We start from the raw sequence: 16,266 nt of genomic DNA, 5'->3' as shown, positions 1-16,266 counted from the left end.
ACTACTGTGGATGAGGGAGAGAAGCGGGGAGATAGTGGGGAAGATACGGCTGGAGGTGGCGGGGGGAAGGTGGGTTGTTGAAAAAAGAGAGGGGATCGATAAGGGGGTTTTTTTTTGGGTTGGTTTTGTGTGACCGGGAGCTATTGTGGCGAGGGAGCTTGCTCCTGCTGGGCTGCGCAGCGGCCCCAGGCTTTTTGGCGGTTGCTGCGCAACCGAGCGGGAGCAAGCTCCCTCGCCACGGGATTGTTGTGTGTCAGATATAGGTGTTGGGTGTGTGCCGGCCCCATCGCGAGCAGGCTCGCTCCCACAGGATAGGATGTAAGTCACAAATATCTGCAAAACCACAAAACCACTGTGGGAGCGAGCCTGCTCGCGAAGAGGCCAGAACAGGCACCGAGAATCTAAGCCTTGACCCCAGCCCTGGGATTCACGATGACCGCCTCCAACGCCCGCCACAACCCCGGCGCTTTCTCCCCTAGCAACAAGTGCCAAACGCCGCCTTCCAGCGAACTGACCCCCTGGCAACCCAGCGCCTTGAGCTGGTTCTCCGACACCCCCTTGCCATCAGCCAACCGCACCCGCAAACGGCTCGTCGCTACGCAATCGAGCTGCAACACGTTCCTGCCACCGCCCAGGGCATCGAGCCATTGCTGTGCTTCGGCCTCCGAGACAATTGTCGTTAAGGTCGGCTCGACCACGGCGTTCGCGGGCGCACTGACTGGCCTATCGGAAGACGGCAAAGCCAGGCGGATCTCATCGGCGATGCTGTCGGCCATCGGCCCCACCACCACCTGCAAGCTGCCGCCACTGCCGGGGCGAACCACGGCCATGGCGCCGAGGGCCTTGAGTTGGGCGTCGGATGCCTTGTTGCGATCCACCAGATCCAGTCGCAGGCGTGTGGTGCAAGCGCCGAGGGTGATCAGGTTGTCAGCGCCACCCAAGGCCTGGATATAGGCGGCGGCCCGCTGGTTTTCGGCAATGACCGGCTTATCGCCCGCCGGCACCTCTTCACGCCCCGGCGTCTTCAGGTCGAAGCGACGGATGCAGAAGTCAAACACCAGGTAATAGATCGCCGCGTAGGCCAGGCCCACCGGCACGACCAGCCAGCCGTTGGTGGATTTGCCCCAGCCCAGGACCATGTCGATGAAGCCGCCGGAGAAGGTGAAGCCCAAGTGAATATTCAATAGGTTGGTCACCGCCATCGACAGACCGGTGAGCAGTGCGTGGACCAGATACAACAATGGCGCGAGGAACATGAAGGCAAATTCGATGGGCTCGGTGACGCCGGTCAAGAACGACGTCAGCGCCATCGACAACAGGATCCCGCCCATGACCTTGCGCCGCTGGGGCAGGGCGTTGCGGTACATCGCCAGGCACGCGGCGGGCAGGCCGAAGAGCATCACCGGGAACATGCCGGTCATGAATTGGCCGCCCTTGGGGTCGCCAGCGAAATAGCGGGTCAGGTCACCGGTCACCACCGCGCCGGTTTGCGGGTCGGTGAAACTGCCGAAGATGAACCAGGCCATGTTGTTGAGGATGTGGTGCAGGCCGGTGACGATCAGCAATCGATTGAATACACCAAAGACGAACGCGCCGAAGCTGCCGCTGGCCATCAGCAGTTCGCCGAAGCTGTTGATGCCGTGCTGGATCGGCGGCCAGACCAGGCCGAACACCAGGCCCAGGCCCACGGCGCTGAAGCCGGTGACAATCGGCACGAAGCGTCGCCCGCCAAAGAACGCCAGGTATTCCGGCAGCTTGATGTCCTTGAAGCGGTTGTACAGCGCGCCGGCCAACAGGCCGCTGATGATCCCGGCAAGCATGCCCATGTTGATGGTCGCGTCGAGCACCTTCAACGTCGCGATCATCACCAGATAGCCGATGGCCCCGGCCAGCCCGGCCGTGCCGTTGTTGTCCCGGGCGAAACCCACGGCGATGCCGATGGAGAAGATCATCGGCAGGTTGGCGAAGATCGCTTCGCCGGCGTCGTGGATGATCGCGATGTTCAACAGGTCCGTGTCACCCAGGCGCAGCAGCAGGCCGGCGATCGGCAGGATCGCGATGGGTAGCATCAGCGCCCGGCCGAGGCGTTGCAGCCCTTCGATGAAATGCTGGTACATGGCGTCTCTCCTTTTATTGTTGTCCGACGTGGCTCAGCCCAAGGGCCAGTGTTGATGACAGGCCTGGCGCACGGCGGCGGCACTGGTCAGGTTCAGCAAATCGGTACTGACGCCGCGGCACTGGGCGGCATCGAGGTGACGCACGCGGTCCTTGATCTCGCCGACCTGCGGCGGGCTGACCGATAGCTCCCGCACACCCAGCCCGATCAGGACCGGCGTCGCCAGGGGATCAGACGCCAGGGCCCCGCACACGCCAACCCAACGCCCATGTTTGGCGGCGCCGGCGCAGGTCTGGGCGATCAGCCGCAACAGTGCCGGGTGCAAGGCATCGACCCGGGCGGCGAGACCGGCGTGGTCGCGGTCCATGGCGAGGGTGTACTGGGACAGGTCGTTGGTGCCGATGGACAGGAAGTCCGCGTGCTCGGCCAATTGCTCGGCCAGCAAGGCGGCGGCCGGCACTTCGATCATCACCCCCAGTTGCGGACGTTCGCTCACGCCGAGTTCGGCACCCAATACCTCGAGCCGCTGGCGGATGTGCAGCAGTTCGTCGACCTCGGTGACCATCGGTAACAAAATCCGGCAGCGGTGCAGCGGGCGAGTCTGCAGCAGGGCTCGCAATTGCTGATCCAGCAGTTCCGGCCGCGCCTGGGCCAGGCGAATGCCCCGCAGGCCGAGCACCGGGTTGGCTTCGGTCGGCAGCGGCAGATAGTCCAGTTGTTTGTCGCCGCCGACGTCGATGGTGCGGATGATCACCGGCTTGTCGCCCATGGCATCGAGCACGGCTTGATAGGCCTGGCGCTGCTCCTCTTCGTCCGGGGCGGTGTGGCGGTCGACGAAGAGAAATTCGGTGCGCAACAAGCCAACGCCATCGGCGCCATTGACAAAGGCCTGGCTGGCTTCGGCGCTGGAGGCGACGTTGGTGGCGACTTCAACATTCACCCCGTCGACGGTTTTCGCGGGCGTATGGGCGAGGGTCTGATGCTCGGCGCGCAGGGCTGCGCGTCGGGTCTGTGCTTGTTGCACCTGCGCCAGTCTCTCGGCGGTTGACGTGAGTTCGAGGCGGCCATTGTCAGCATCCAGCACTACCGATTGGCCCAGCGGCTGAGCAAGCACTGCCTCGCCCAACGCCACCAAGCAGGGCAGGCCTTTGCCACGGGCCAGGATCGCCACATGGGAGGTCGCGCCGCCCTCGGCCATGCACACGCCGGCCACGCCTTGGGCGCTGAGCTGCAACAAGTCCGATGGAGTCAGTTCCTGGGCGACGACAATGGCGCCCGCCGGCACGTCAAATTGCCAAGCCTCACCCAGCAGCGCCCGCAGGACTCGCTGGCGCAGGTCATGCAAATCATTGGCGCGCTCGGCCAGCAGCGTACTTTGCAATTGCCGCAGCACTTGGCACTGCACATCGATTGACCGGCTCCAGGCGTGGGGCGCGCCGCAACCTTGCTCGATAGACAGGTAGGCGGCGTCAAGCAGGACCGGATCTTCCAGCAACGCCAGGTGGGCGCTGAAGATCGCTTGCTCATCGACGTGGTGCCGGGCTTGGGCGTTTTCCAGCGTCTGCTGGATATCGCGGCTGACTTGCCCCAGGGCCTGGCGCAATCGTTGCCGTTGTTCTTCGACGTCGTGGCCGCCGAGATCCTCGGGCAATTGAATGCCGTCCAATCGAACCAGCGGCCCGCTCACCAGGCCAGGCGTGGCGCAGACGCCTTGCAACACGCCATCTTCAGCGGCATGCCTGGGCAGCGGGACCTGCGGCGCCTTCGCGTGGACCTCTTCGGCCAACGCCGTGGACAGGGTCGCCAGCAACGCTTGCAACGCCGCTTCGGCATCGCTGCCGCGACAACTGACGTGCACTTCGGCCTGTTCGGTGATCGCCAGGCCCATCATGCCCATCACACTGTCGCAGGACGCCGACCGGCCACTGTAGTGCAGCTGCGAGCGACTCTTGAAGCCCTGGGCGGTCTGGCGAACCAAGGCGGCTGGTCGCGCGTGCAGGCCGCCTCGGTGGGCGATACGGATCTGGCCGAACACTTCGATGCCGCCGTCCGGCTCATCGTCGCGTGTTTCACTCGGTTTCTTGCCGACGATGTGCAGCAACGGCTCGCCGACCTTGACGCCTTTGAGGGTAATGGGCCGTGCCTGGAAGTGTTCGCCGTTGGTGATGATCAGCAGGCTGACCAGGCTTTTGCAGCGCTGTGCCACGCTGTCCAGGTCGTAGCGCAGCAGCGCCTGGCCGTTGCTGACCCGCGCGCCTTCCTTGACCAGCATGGAAAAGCCGTCGCCCTGCAACTCGACAGTGTCCAGCCCGAGGTGCAGCAGCAGTTCGGCACCGTTGTCGGCCCGCAGGGTCACGGCGTGGCCGGTGCGAGCGACGTGGATCACCTCGCCGTCGCAGGGGGCGTAGAGGGTGTCGTTCAGCGGGTCGATGGCGATCCCGTCGCCCATCGCGCCGCTGGCGAACACCGCGTCCGGGACGTTGGCGAGGGTGAGCACCGGCCCGCTGAGCGGGGCGCTGAGGGTCAGCTCTTTATTGTTGTTGGGCATGGGCTCGCTCTCTGTGAAGTCTTAGTGGCCTTGCGTTAAAGGACTGTCGGTTCAGTGGGTCCGGGTGACCTTGCTCAAGTACCGTGGCTGGTCCGGGTTCAGGCCTCGGGCCTCGGCCAGGCTGGCGGCCATCCGGTAAAAGCTCTGGATTGCCAGGATCGGGTCCAGGGCCGAGTGTTCGGCACGGGTCAGCGTCAGGTCGCGCTCGGCGATGTCATCGGGCGCGGCCAGCAGCACCCGGGCGCCGCGCTGGCGCATGTCGGCGGCCAGGCTCAACACTCCGGCCTGCTCGGCACCGCGGGGGGCGAACACCAGCAGCGGATAGTGCTCGTCGATCAGCGCCATCGGCCCGTGACGAACCTCGGCACTGCTGAAGGCTTCGGCCTGGATCGCCGAGGTCTCCTTGAATTTGAGCGCCGCTTCCTGGGCGATGGCGAACCCGGCGCCACGGCCGATGACCATCAAGCGCTGACAATCACGCAGCGCCTCGACGGCGGCGCTCCAATCCTGGCGGGTGGCATCACGCAGGCCTTCGGGCAATGCGGCGCCGGCTTCGAGCAACTCGGCGTCGTCTTTCCACTGAGCCACCAGCCGCGCGCTGGCGCTGAGGGTGGCGATGAAACTCTTGGTGGCGGCGACACTGCTTTCGACGCCGGCGCACAAGGGCACGCTGAATTCACAAGCCGCCTCCAGCGGAGAGTCTTCTGCATTGACCATCGCCACGCTCAACGCGCCGCGCTTGCGCAACAGGCGCAGGCTATTCACCAGGTCCGGGCTTTGCCCCGATTGGGAGAATGCGAACGCCACTTGGCCACTGACCTTCAGCGGCGCCTGTTGCATGGTCACCACCGACATCGGCAACGAGGCCACCGGCAAACCGAGTTGTTGCATGGTCAGGTAGGCAAAGTAGCTGGCAGCATGGTCGGAGCTGCCACGGGCCACGGTCATCGCCACTTGCGGCGGCTGGCGGCGTAGGCGTCCGGCAATTTCCTGCAGGGCCGGGTCCAATCGCTGCAATTGGCGCTCGACGGCTTCGGCTGAGGCAAGGGCCTCTTCAAGCATTTTGGAAGTCAATGGCTTCTCCTTCGACCATCACGTCGATCAGGTTCAGGGCACGGTCAAGGCGCACACAGTCGGCCCAGGCGCCCGGTTGCAGGCGTCCGCGCTCGGGCAGGCCGAGGTAGTCGGCGGGGAATTGCGACAGGCGTTGCGAGGCTTCGGCGATGGGCAGGCCGATCTTCACCAGGTTGCGCAGGGCCTGGTCCATGGTCAGGGTGCTGCCGGCCAGCGTGCCGTCGGCCAGGCGCACACCGCCCAGGCATTTGGTCACGGTGTGGCTGCCCAGCTTGTATTCACCGTCGGGCATGCCGGCGGCGGCGGTGGAATCGGTGACGCAATACAGGCACGGGATTGAACGCAAGGCCACGCGCATGGCGCCGGGGTGTACGTGGAGCAGATCGGGGATCAGCTCGGCATACCGGGCATGGGCCAGCGCCGCGCCGACGATGCCCGGTTCGCGATGATGCAACGGGCTCATGGCGTTGTACAAATGGGTGAAACTGCTGGCCCCGGCCGCCAATGCCGCGACGCCTTCTTCGTAGCTGCCCAGGGTATGGCCGATCTGCATGCGCACGCCCCGGGCGCTGAGGGCACGAATCAAGGCGTCGTGCCCGGCGATCTCCGGCGCGACGGTAATCACCCGGATCGGTGCCAGGGCCAGGTAGGCCTCCACTTCGGCCATCAACGCGGTGTGGGCGAAATTCGGTTGGGCGCCGAGTTTGCCGGGGTTGATATAGGGGCCTTCCAAATGCACGCCGAGGATGCGCGCGCTGCCGCTGGGCCGCTGTTCGCAGAACTCACCGAGGGCCTTGAGGACGCTGGCGATTTCTTCGCTCGGTGCCGTCATGGTGGTGGCGAGCAACGCCGTGGTGCCGAAGCGCACGTGGGTGCGGGCAATGGTTTCGAACGCTGGCGCGCCTTCCATGATGTCCTTGCCGCCACCGCCGTGCACATGCAGGTCGATGAAGCCGGGCAGCAGATAGGGCAGGTCGTTGCTCGTCGGATCGCAAGGCTGGCCTTCGATGGCCACGACCTTGCCGTGTTCATGGACCAGGCGGCCGCGTATCCAGCCGTTGGCGCTGAGGATGTTGTCTTCGGACATGGGGATTCTCTGGTCGTCTAGCGCCGCAGCTCTGCGACAAAGTCGTAGTAGTCGTTGCGGCAATAGGTGTCGGTGACTTCGATGGGCGTGTTGTCTTCCAGATAGCCGACCCGGGTCATCAGCAGCATCGCGGTGCCGGGGGCAATGCCCACCAGGGCGGCGAACTCATCCGAGGCGTTGATGGCCTGGATGTGTTGCAAGGCGCGCACCACGGGTTTGCCGATAGCGTCGAGAAATTCATAAAGCGAATCGCCCACCGCTTGTGGCTTGGGAATGATTGATGCGGGCAGGGTGCTCATCTCGATGGCCATGACCGTGTCGTCGGCCTTGCGCAGCCGTTTGAGCCGGGCAACTTTGTCGGTGGGCGACAGGCCCAGGCGGATCAGTTCTTCGTGGGTCGGCGGGGTGATGTTCCGCTCCAGCCACTGGGAACCGGGCACGAAGCCTTTGAGCCGGAGCATCTCGCTGAAGCCGCTGAGGCGCGAGAGCGGTTGTTCCAGGCGCGGCGTGATGAAGGTTCCCGAGCCTTGGTTGCGGCGGATCAGGCCTTGTTCGAACAGCACTTCCAGCGCCTTGCGGGCGGTCACCCGGGAAATGCCCAGTTGCTCGCTCAGGCTGCGCTCGGACGGCATCGCTTGCTCGGCTTTCCACTGGCCGGCGTGGATGGCCGCTTCGAGGTTGCGGGCCAGTTGCAGGTAGAGCGGGGTGGGTTGGGTGTCGTCGGGGCGTAGGACCAGGATGTCGTTCATTGGCGATGCGTCCGATGCGATTGTAGGAGTCTTCCTCGGCTAACGGGGTGGAAACTAATACCACTTGAATACCATGTCAACGCTGCTTTTCCTGGGTTTTATCGCGTTTTCTGGATGTCTATGAGGGTGGTTCTTCAAGTGGTATTAGGGTGGTGATGATGTGGCGTTGAATTGCAGCGTTGGGCTGGGGTTTTTAGAGGTCAGTGGTATGCATGAGGGGCGGGTTTTGAGATTGGAGATTTATTTTTGGTGGTGAGCGGTGGTGGGGCGTTTTGTGTGTATATCCGTTGCTGCGGTAACGGCCACTTAGGGTTCCGCCCTGACGGCGGCTCACTTTTGAAAAGCCCGGAAGCCGGCCCAGTCAAAAGTAAGCAAAACGCTCTTGCCCCACCACTCGGTGCCTCGCCTAGGCTCGGCATGCCCGAACGCAGGCATTGCTCCGTGGGCCCGCCGCGAAGGGCCATCCATGGCCCAGCGCGGCTATCCCGGCATCCATGCCGGGATGCCCACTACGCAATACCTGCGTTCGGCCATCGTGGTTAACGGGGCGCCCCAGATCAAAAGCAAAAAACGAGGCGGCCTAGTAGCCGACCTGGTTCTCCTGGTCGTACACCCATCAGATCTGTTTGAGCTGGTCCTGTGGGAGCAAAGCTTGCTCGCGATAGCGGTGGTTCAGTTACACAGATTTGGATTTGCTGCCGTCATCGCGAGCAAGCTTTGCTCCCACAGGATAAACGCGGTCCCACCCAGAGCCAGGTCGGCTCTCAGGCCGCCTCGGGGAGGACGTTGATCTCGGGCGCCCCGTTAACCACGATGGCCGAACGCAGGCATTGTGGAGTGGGCATCCCGGCATGGATGCCGGGATAGCCGCGCTGGGCCATGGACGGCCCTTCGCGGCGGCCCACGGAGCAATGCCGGAGTGAGGGCATGCCGAGCCCTAGCGAGGCACCGAGTGGTGGGGCAAAAGCGTTTTGGTTACTTTTGCGCTTTTCAAAAGTGACCCGCCGTCAGGGCGGAACCCTAAGTGGCCGTTACCGCAGCAACGGATATGTACTCCCATTACATTCAAAAAAAGGCTCCCCGCAAACTTTGTGCGAAACATCCCTGATCAGATGGGTGGTCTGTCAGACGCACCGAAGTTTCCGACATGTTTTTAAGGTTGTGCCTCGGAAGCGGGAACTCTAGCTTCCATATCTTGCAAATTATTTGGAGATTCCAGATGGCGAAGCCTGCTAACGGCCACGTTCTATCAGCCGCTCTGGACACATTGGTCAGAAGCCCGTTGAATCATGCAGATGATGTTGCGCTCGTAAGTGCAGCCAAAGCTGTTTGGTATTCCGACTCGGACTTGATAAGCGCAGCCCAAGCTTTTCTGAGCCAACACACGGATGAGGTCGAGTTGCGTCGTGCAGGGTATTTGCTCGAACGACTCACCCGATTTTCCTGCGTCACGGACAGTCGTGCAGTGGAAGTCTTCAAAGCCCTTGAGCTGTTTTTACGCTCGACACCCAAGCAAGCAGTAACCTCGCAAACAGCTGTTGCGCTTCGCAGACGCAGTGATGAACTCGCTCTCTCTTGGGGGCTGAATGAAGGGCTTGGCTTGAAGGTGCAAACCCTCTTGCCCTTTCAGACCCGGCATTATGAGGCTGAGCAGCGCGCAGCTTCTGGGTGAATAAGATGTCATGTCATTAACAAAAACCGGCTTAGGCCTAATGCCAGTCAGTTAAGTGGATAGCACGGGCAAACACACAAACCGTGGCGAGGGAGCTTGCTCCCGCTGGGCTGCGATGCGGCCCCAAAGCAGGCAACTCAATTTGCCTGAGGCACCGAATTGCCTGGTTTTAGGGTTGCTGCGCAACCCAGCGGGAGCAAGCTCCCTTGCCACAGGAACCCTTATCCACAGGAGCCCCTCGCCGCAAAAAAATAGGGTGCTACGGCCGAATCTCGATCATCGTCCCGTCCGGCACCAGGTTCCAGACCTCGCGCATGTCCACGTTGCGCATGGCGATGCAGCCGTCGGTCCAGTCCAGGGTATGGAACAACTGTTCAGGGTTCTCTTCCGAATCCGGTGTGCCGTGGATCATGATCATGCCCCCCGGTTCCACGCCTTCGCGGCGGGCGCGGGCGGCGTCGGTGATGTTGGGGTAGGAAATGTGCATCGACAGGTAGAACTTGTCGCTGATCTTGCGCCAGTCGATCCAGTAAAAACCTTCCGGGGTGCGCTTGTCGCCTTCTATCAGCTTGGGGCCTTTTTTGGCGCCTTTGCCCAGCGAGATGCGATAGGTCTTGAGGGGCTTGCCGTCGTTGATCAATTGCAATTGATGGGCAGACTTGAGCACCAGCACTTTTTCGATAACCTTGCCGTTGTAGGTTCCCACGGCGGCGGCCTGGGATACAGCGGTGAACGACAAGCAGAACAGCACAAGCAACCAGCGCATTGAAACGGTATCCCTAGAGTGTCGCGGCTATATAGATTGTTTTCAGGTGTTGGCAGGCTGAGTCAGCGGCGGTATCGACTCGGATCGCACCGGGTAGTCCTCGGCTCGCCGATCAGCGTAGAAGTATTCCAGGGTACGGCCCACCGTGCGGAAAGCCAGCTCGTCCCACGGTATATCGGCCTCTTCGAACAATTTCACTTCCAGGCTCTCGGGCCCGGCGGCGAAATCCTCGTCCACCAGTTCGGCGCGGAAGAATACATGTACCTGGCTGATATGCGGTACGTCAATCAGCGTGTAGATGCTCAAGTTTCGCACCCGGGCGCAGGCTTCTTCGGCGGTTTCGCGCACGGCGGCCTGTTCGATGGTCTCGCCGTTCTCCATGAAGCCCGCCGGCAATGTCCAATAACCGCGCCGGGGCTCGATGGCGCGCCGGCACAGCAAGACCTTGCTGCCCCAGGTCGGTACGCAACCGGCCACGATGTTGGGGTTTTGGTAATGGATGGTGTGGCAGGTGTCGCAGACAAAGCGCAGGCGCGCGTCGCCTTCGGGTATGCGTTGGGTCACCGGGTTACCGCACTGGCTGCAGAATTTCATGCTTGGGTTCCTGAATGCTGCGCCTATCTTGGCGTGCGTAGGCCGGTGCGGCAAGTTGTCGTTTCGCGACACGACGCGGTGCGGGGGTTGGGCCGCTTGAACGATTGGTGCATGATGCAAGGTAGCGAATAAATCGAGAAGTCTCATGCTGGACGAGCTACTGCATCGAGTAAGCAACCATACCCCGCGTGACCTGCAGGCCGACCGACGTTTCCCGGAAGCCGCGGTGCTGGTGCCGATCACCCGCAGCAATGAACCGGAGCTGGTACTGACCCTGCGCGCCAGTGGGCTCTCGACCCATGGCGGCGAAGTGGCGTTTCCCGGCGGGCGTCGCGACCCGGAAGACCCGGACCTGATCTTCACCGCCCTGCGCGAAGCCGAGGAAGAAATCGGCCTGCCACCGGGACTGGTGGAAGTGATCGGTCCCCTCAGCCCGTTGATCTCGCTGCACGGCATCAAGGTCACGCCGTACGTCGGGGTGATTCCGGACTACGTCGAATACCAGGCCAACGATGCCGAGATCGCGGCGGTGTTCAGCGTGCCACTGGAGTTCTTCCGCAAGGATCCGCGCGAACACACCCACCGTATCGATTACCAGGGCTGTAGCTGGTACGTGCCCAGTTATCGTTTCGAGGGCTACAAGATCTGGGGGCTGACGGCGATCATGATCGTCGAACTGGTCAACCTGCTGTACGACGCCGAGATCGACCTGCACACCCCGCCGAAGACTTTCATCAATACCTGATGCCCCGAGGACTCTCATGAAATACCGCCTGGGCGATGCCCGTGTCGACACCCACCCACAGAGCTGGGTCGCGCCCAACGCCACGCTGGTGGGCAAGGTCCGCCTCGAAGAGGGTGCAAGCGTCTGGTTCAACGCCGTGCTGCGCGGCGACAACGAACTGATCCTGATCGGCAAGGACAGCAACGTGCAGGACGGCACCGTGATGCACACTGACATGGGCTATCCGCTGACCATCGGCACCGGCGTGACCATCGGCCACAACGCCATGCTCCATGGCTGTACGGTAGGCGACTACAGCCTCATCGGCATCAACGCGGTGATCCTCAACGGCGCGAAGATCGGCAAGCACTGCATCATCGGCGCCAACGCGCTGATCGGCGAAAACAAGGAGATTCCCGACGGTTCGCTGGTGATGGGCTCGCCCGGCAAGGTGGTGCGTGAACTGACCGAAGCCCAGAAGAACATGCTCGTGGCCAGCGCCGCGCACTACGTCCACAACGCCCAGCGCTACGCCCGCGACCTGGCCGAGCAAGAACAATGAACGCCCCTGAACGCCCGGTGCCGTCGCCCTGCGTGAACATCTGCGCATTGGACGATGACGACATCTGCACCGGCTGCCAACGCACCGTGGCGGAAATCACCCGGTGGAGCCGGATGGACAATGACGAGCGACGCGGGGTTTTGGCGTTGTGCCATGAACGGGCCAAGGCCAGTGGGTTGGTGTGGATGTTGCCGGCGAGGCGGTGATACCGGAGATGAAATACAAATCCTTGTGGGACACCTACCTGGGGGACACCTATCTGTGGGAGCAAAGCTTGCTCGCGATGCGGGCGCCGTGGTCTTCAGGTAGACCGCGTGATCTTCATCGCGGGCAAGCCTTGCTCCCACAGTCATCGCGGGCAAGCCTTGCTCCCACAGGTTTGGCTCACACAGCTATGCGCTCTGCTGGCCTCTATTTCAACGATGCCCACCGATCTAACCCCACCACCCCCAGCGCAATCCCAACAAACCCCACCAATATCCCCCCGGCATTGATGAACACCTGTGGATAACCCAGGCTCGTCACGTCGATGAATGGGTAGGGGTAGGCCGCCAGCAAATCCCCGCGCAACAGGACGTAGGCGAAATAGACCAAGGGGTAGATCATCCACAGCCCGATGTGGCCCAGGCGCAGGCTGCCTTTGGGCACGCATCGCCACCAATAGGCGATGTACAGCAACGGCACCACGTCATGCAGTAGTTCATCGGCCACGAACTGCCAGCCTTCGGGTTGCCAGAGATGGCGCAGCAGCAGGTTGTAGGCCAGGCTGACCAGGGCGATGCTCACGGCGACGCCGCTGCGTACGCTGGGCAGCAGGAACCAGCGTCGGACTGAGGAGGGACGCGGGTTCAGCTCCCAAGTCAGGACCACGGCCACCAACAGATTGGTCAGCACCGTAAAAAAGCTGAAGAAACTCACCAACCCGCCCAGCAGGCTCGCGCCCAGTTCCCAGCGGCCCAGCAGAATCAGGTACAGCTGGATACCCAGCCCAGCCCAGGCCAGCAGCGCCGCCACCGACACGAAGCGTTGTCGCAGCGTGAGGTGAGGACCCTTATCAATCCCCACGGCTGTTCAGACCAGCCGTTTGGTGCGCATCAACTTGATGTACAGGCGCTCGACTTTCTCCCGCGCCCAAGGCGTCTTGCGCAAGAAAGTCAGGCTCGACTTGATGCTCGGGTCGCTCTTGAAGCAGCGGATATCGATGCGTTCAGCCAGGCCGGACCATTCGTAATGCTGTACGAGGGCATTGAGGATCTGCTCCAGCGTCACGCCGTGCAGCGGGTTGTTGTTGGGTTCGGTCATCGGAGGCCTTCGCGGGAAAAAGGGTAAAGCCGCGCACCTTAGCCGAGGTGCCCTTGTGGTGGAAAGCATAGCCTTCATCGTGACCTCCCGAGCCAGGCGCACTGTTACTGAATCCGAAATGATTCATGTCAATAAAAGCGCTTTCTCTATTTGTAACTGGACATTATCCTTGCGCCGCTTGCTGAAACGCTTCTTCTGGTGTGCCAGAGCCTCTGCGTACAGCTTATTCCTACTGAAGATCTAAAATTCCGGTCCCGAAAGATAGCGCTGTCTTTGCGGGAGACCTGTGGGAGCGAGCCTGCTCGCGATTGCGGATTGGCAGTCGACATCGTGGCTGAATGTGAAATCGCAATCGCGAGCAGGCTCGCTCCCACAAGGTATTGGCAATAGCTGAATACCTTTTACTGAACCATGGCCCCTCAAGATCGTCATCTAAAGTGACTACTTGCGCGGGACTCTTCAAAACGACACGGAGAATCACACTATGAGCACTGAGGGTGCTTTGAGTCGAAGCCGTCTGCTACCGAGCTTGCTCGGCATTCTGCTTCTATTGATGGGCCTGGCCCTGCTGGCCGGAGGAATCAAGCTGAGCACGCTCGGCGGCTCGCTGTATTACCTGCTGGCCGGTATCGGCCTGGCGCTGACCGGCGTGCTGTTGATCATGGCCCGTCGCGCGGCCTTGGGCCTATACGCACTGGTGCTGTTCGCCAGCACCGTGTGGGCACTCTGGGAAGTGGGCCTGGACTGGTGGCAACTGGTGCCGCGCCTGGCGATGCTGTTTGCCTTGGGCATCGTCATGTTGCTGCCGTGGTTCCGTCGCCCGCTGCTGACCGCCGATGCCTCGGCCATGGGCACCCGCGCATTGGGTGCCGCCGTGGTCATCGCCGGTATCGCCGCGCTCGCCAGCCAGTTCACTAACCCGGGTGAGATCAAGGGCCAACTGGACCGCGACAGCGTGCCGGGCATGGCCAACACCGCACCGGCCATGCCGGACGGCGACTGGAACTCCTACGGGCGCAGTGCCCATGGCGACCGCTATTCGCCGCTGGCGCAGATCACCCCTGAGAACGTCGGCAAGTTGAAGGAAGCCTGGTCCTATCGCACCGGCGACCTGCCAGGGCCGAACGACCCGGGTGAAACCACCGCCGAAAACACCCCGCTAAAGGTCAACGGCATGCTCTACGTGTGCACGCCTCACAGCCAGGTGATTGCCCTGGAGCCTGAGACCGGCAAGGAAATCTGGCGTTTCGATCCGAAGCTTTCCACGCAAAAAGCGGAAAACTTCAAGGGTTGGGCCCACATGACCTGCCGAGGCGTGACCTACCACGATGACGCCGTGTACGCCTCCGCCGAGCAGAGCCCGACCGGCACCGCCAGCACCACGCCGGCCAGCACCGTGTGCCCACGGCGGATCTTCCTGCCGACCGCCGACACCCGCCTGATCGCCCTCAATGCCGACACCGGTAAAATGTGCGAAGACTTCGGCGACAAGGGCCAGGTCGACCTGACCGCCAACATCGGCGGTTTCACGGCCGGTGGTTACTACTCCACGTCGCCACCGGCGGTCACCCAAAACCTGGTGGTGATCGGCGGTCACGTCACCGATAACGTTTCCACCGACGAACCAAGCGGTGTCATCCGTGCCTACGACGTGCACACCGGCAAGCTGGTGTGGAACTGGGACAGCGGCAACCCCGACGACACCACGCCGATTGCCGAAGGCAAGACCTACACCCGCAACTCGCCGAACATGTGGTCCATGTTCAGCGTCGACGAAAAACTCGGCATGCTCTACCTGCCGATGGGCAACCAGACCCCTGACCAGTTCGGTGGATTCCGCACACCGGAATCGGAAAAATACGCCGCCGGCCTGACCGCCCTGGACATCGCCACCGGCAAGGTGCGCTGGTACTTCCAGTTCACCCACCACGACCTGTGGGACATGGACGTCGGCGGTCAACCGACCCTGATGGACCTGAAGACCGCCGATGGCGTTAAACCGGCCGTCCTGGCGTCGACCAAGCAGGGCAGCATTTACGTGCTGGACCGCAGCAACGGCCAGCCGATCGTGCCGATCAAGGAGATCCCGGTGCCGCAAGGCGCGGTGGAAGGCGACTTCACCTCGCCGACCCAGCCGATGTCCGACCTGAACTTCGTGCCGCCGGTCCTTCAGGAACGCGACATGTGGGGCGTGACCCCGTTCGACCAGATGCTGTGCCGGATCGACTTCAAGTCCTTGCGTTACGACGGCATGTTCACGCCGCCGTCGCTGCAAGGCTCGATCGTCTACCCAGGCAACTTCGGCGTGTTCGACTGGGGTGGCATTTCGGTGGACCCGGTGCGCCAGATCGCTTTCGTCAACCCGAGCTACATGGCGTTCAAGTCGAAACTGGTGCCGGCGGCGGAAGTGGCCGGTGGCCCGGGTCGCAAGAGCGAAACCGAAGGCGTGCAGCCGAACAAGGGCGCGCCCTATGGCGTGATCCTCGAAGCGCTGCTCTCGCCCATGGGCCTGCCGTGCCAGGCGCCTGCGTGGGGTTATGTCGCGGCCGTGGACCTGACCAACAACAAGACCCTGTGGAAGCACAAGAACGGCACCGTGCGCGACAGCTCGCCGGTTCCGATCCCGCTGAGCATGGGCGTCCCGAGCCTGGGTGGCACGTTCACCACCGCCAGCGGCCTGGCGTTCCTCAGCGGCACGCTGGACCAGTACCTGCGTGCCTACGACGTGAAGAACGGCAAGCAGCTGTGGGAAGGCCGCCTGCCCGCCGGCGCCCAGACCACCCCGATGACCTACACCGGCAAGGACGGCAAGCAATACGTGCTGGTCGTTGCCGGCGGTCACGGTTCCCTGGGCACCAAGCAGGGTGATTATGTGATTGCCTACAAGCTGCCGGATTAAGCCCAACCGGCGCTCATGAAAAAGGCGACACCCGCAAGGGTGTCGCCTTTTTTAATACCACCGAGCCTTTGTGGCGAGGGAGCTTGCTCCCGCTGGGCTGCGAAGCGGCCCCCTGCTTTGCCAGCCATCCCACCACAGGGGATGCTGACGCATCCAGCGGGAGCAAGCTCCCT

At 62.6% G+C, this 16,266-nt stretch carries 15 protein-coding genes; 5 read left to right on the top strand and 10 right to left on the bottom strand.

The window, feature by feature from the left end; genetic code table 11:
- Window positions 1–401: 401 nt before the first annotated feature.
- The 6 genes from nagE to J3361_RS24940 all read right to left on the bottom strand — a co-directional run bounded on the left by nagE (window position 402) and on the right by J3361_RS24940 (window position 8,503).
- Window positions 402–2,117, bottom strand: coding sequence for an N-acetylglucosamine-specific PTS transporter subunit IIBC (gene nagE, locus J3361_RS24965; RefSeq protein ID WP_207966790.1), 1,716 nt, complete (start codon window positions 2,115–2,117; stop codon window positions 402–404).
- A gap of 33 nt (window positions 2,118–2,150) precedes the next feature.
- Window positions 2,151–4,664 carry a phosphoenolpyruvate--protein phosphotransferase gene (gene ptsP, locus J3361_RS24960; RefSeq protein ID WP_207966789.1) on the bottom strand — a complete coding sequence of 838 codons (2,514 nt, stop codon included), beginning with the start codon at window positions 4,662–4,664 and terminating at the stop codon, window positions 2,151–2,153.
- A 51-nt stretch (window positions 4,665–4,715) separates the two neighbouring features.
- Window positions 4,716–5,738 (bottom strand): SIS domain-containing protein, encoded by a 1,023-nt coding sequence (locus tag J3361_RS24955; protein WP_207966788.1) that lies wholly within the window; start codon window positions 5,736–5,738, stop codon window positions 4,716–4,718.
- Window positions 5,719–6,825, bottom strand: a complete 1,107-nt coding sequence (gene nagA, locus J3361_RS24950) for an N-acetylglucosamine-6-phosphate deacetylase (protein ID WP_207966787.1) — start codon at window positions 6,823–6,825, stop codon at window positions 5,719–5,721. The genes J3361_RS24955 and nagA overlap by 20 nt, the downstream gene beginning before the upstream one ends.
- Before the next feature lie 17 nt (window positions 6,826–6,842).
- The gene (locus J3361_RS24945) at window positions 6,843–7,574 is read right to left on the bottom strand and encodes a GntR family transcriptional regulator (protein ID WP_207966786.1); all 732 of its coding nucleotides are present in this window, start codon (window positions 7,572–7,574) and stop codon (window positions 6,843–6,845) included.
- 764 nt (window positions 7,575–8,338) lie between these two features.
- A complete protein-coding gene (locus tag J3361_RS24940; RefSeq protein ID WP_207966793.1) occupies window positions 8,339–8,503 on the bottom strand; it encodes a nucleoid-structuring protein H-NS in 165 nt (54 codons plus the stop codon).
- A gap of 290 nt (window positions 8,504–8,793) precedes the next feature.
- On the opposite strand from J3361_RS24940, the gene J3361_RS24935 reads away from it, so the two are divergent.
- The gene (locus tag J3361_RS24935; RefSeq protein ID WP_207966785.1) at window positions 8,794–9,246 is read left to right on the top strand and encodes a hypothetical protein; all 453 of its coding nucleotides are present in this window, start codon (window positions 8,794–8,796) and stop codon (window positions 9,244–9,246) included.
- 259 nt (window positions 9,247–9,505) lie between these two features.
- Here the strand turns inward: J3361_RS24935 and J3361_RS24930 are convergent, their stop codons facing one another.
- The gene (locus J3361_RS24930) at window positions 9,506–10,012 is read right to left on the bottom strand and encodes a L,D-transpeptidase family protein (protein WP_207966784.1); all 507 of its coding nucleotides are present in this window, start codon (window positions 10,010–10,012) and stop codon (window positions 9,506–9,508) included.
- Between the two features lie 42 nt (window positions 10,013–10,054).
- Window positions 10,055–10,606 carry an NUDIX hydrolase gene (locus J3361_RS24925; protein ID WP_207966783.1) on the bottom strand — a complete coding sequence of 184 codons (552 nt, stop codon included), beginning with the start codon at window positions 10,604–10,606 and terminating at the stop codon, window positions 10,055–10,057.
- Between the two features lie 145 nt (window positions 10,607–10,751).
- Between J3361_RS24925 and J3361_RS24920 the strand changes: the two genes are divergently transcribed.
- The 3 genes from J3361_RS24920 to J3361_RS24910 are packed head-to-tail and all read left to right on the top strand — an operon-like array spanning window position 10,752 to window position 12,098.
- Window positions 10,752–11,351, top strand: a complete 600-nt coding sequence (locus tag J3361_RS24920) for a CoA pyrophosphatase (protein WP_207966782.1) — start codon at window positions 10,752–10,754, stop codon at window positions 11,349–11,351.
- A gap of 16 nt (window positions 11,352–11,367) precedes the next feature.
- A complete protein-coding gene (locus J3361_RS24915; RefSeq protein WP_207966781.1) occupies window positions 11,368–11,892 on the top strand; it encodes a gamma carbonic anhydrase family protein in 525 nt (174 codons plus the stop codon).
- Complete coding sequence (locus J3361_RS24910) at window positions 11,889–12,098, top strand: DUF1289 domain-containing protein (RefSeq protein WP_207966780.1); 210 nt, start codon at window positions 11,889–11,891, stop codon at window positions 12,096–12,098. The genes J3361_RS24915 and J3361_RS24910 overlap by 4 nt, the downstream gene beginning before the upstream one ends.
- Window positions 12,099–12,303: 205 nt before the next feature.
- Here J3361_RS24910 and J3361_RS24905 read toward each other — a convergent pair whose 3' ends face one another.
- Window positions 12,304–12,957 carry a Pr6Pr family membrane protein gene (locus J3361_RS24905; RefSeq protein WP_207966779.1) on the bottom strand — a complete coding sequence of 218 codons (654 nt, stop codon included), beginning with the start codon at window positions 12,955–12,957 and terminating at the stop codon, window positions 12,304–12,306.
- Window positions 12,958–12,963: 6 nt separating this feature from the next.
- Window positions 12,964–13,194: a VF530 family protein gene (locus J3361_RS24900; protein WP_207966778.1), complete on the bottom strand. Its 231-nt coding sequence runs from the start codon at window positions 13,192–13,194 to the stop codon at window positions 12,964–12,966.
- 484 nt (window positions 13,195–13,678) lie between these two features.
- Here J3361_RS24900 and J3361_RS24895 point away from each other — a divergent pair, with 484 nt between their 5' ends.
- A complete protein-coding gene (locus J3361_RS24895; RefSeq protein WP_207966777.1) occupies window positions 13,679–16,093 on the top strand; it encodes a glucose/quinate/shikimate family membrane-bound PQQ-dependent dehydrogenase in 2,415 nt (804 codons plus the stop codon).
- Window positions 16,094–16,266 lie beyond the last annotated feature (173 nt).

The sequence above is a fragment of the Pseudomonas sp. OA65 genome, assembly GCF_017498305.1.
Classification (GTDB): domain Bacteria; phylum Pseudomonadota; class Gammaproteobacteria; order Pseudomonadales; family Pseudomonadaceae; genus Aquipseudomonas; species Aquipseudomonas zanjanensis.
Note: the sequence above shows the minus strand (reverse complement) of the source record. Positions and strands in the feature narration are given on the sequence as shown.

Coding starts and splice junctions, on each gene's coding strand:
- nagE (WP_207966790.1), bottom strand. CDS start 2,117: ATGTACCAGCATTTCATCGAAGGGCTGCAACGCCTCGGCCGGGCGCTG.
- ptsP (WP_207966789.1), bottom strand. CDS start 4,664: ATGCCCAACAACAATAAAGAGCTGACCCTCAGCGCCCCGCTCAGCGGG.
- nagA (WP_207966787.1), bottom strand. CDS start 6,825: ATGTCCGAAGACAACATCCTCAGCGCCAACGGCTGGATACGCGGCCGC.
- J3361_RS24945 (WP_207966786.1), bottom strand. CDS start 7,574: ATGAACGACATCCTGGTCCTACGCCCCGACGACACCCAACCCACCCCG.
- J3361_RS24940 (WP_207966793.1), bottom strand. CDS start 8,503: ATGCCCTCACTCCGGCATTGCTCCGTGGGCCGCCGCGAAGGGCCGTCC.
- J3361_RS24935 (WP_207966785.1), top strand. CDS start 8,794: ATGGCGAAGCCTGCTAACGGCCACGTTCTATCAGCCGCTCTGGACACA.
- J3361_RS24930 (WP_207966784.1), bottom strand. CDS start 10,012: ATGCGCTGGTTGCTTGTGCTGTTCTGCTTGTCGTTCACCGCTGTATCC.
- J3361_RS24925 (WP_207966783.1), bottom strand. CDS start 10,606: ATGAAATTCTGCAGCCAGTGCGGTAACCCGGTGACCCAACGCATACCC.
- J3361_RS24920 (WP_207966782.1), top strand. CDS start 10,752: ATGCTGGACGAGCTACTGCATCGAGTAAGCAACCATACCCCGCGTGAC.
- J3361_RS24915 (WP_207966781.1), top strand. CDS start 11,368: ATGAAATACCGCCTGGGCGATGCCCGTGTCGACACCCACCCACAGAGC.
- J3361_RS24910 (WP_207966780.1), top strand. CDS start 11,889: ATGAACGCCCCTGAACGCCCGGTGCCGTCGCCCTGCGTGAACATCTGC.
- J3361_RS24900 (WP_207966778.1), bottom strand. CDS start 13,194: ATGACCGAACCCAACAACAACCCGCTGCACGGCGTGACGCTGGAGCAG.
- J3361_RS24895 (WP_207966777.1), top strand. CDS start 13,679: ATGAGCACTGAGGGTGCTTTGAGTCGAAGCCGTCTGCTACCGAGCTTG.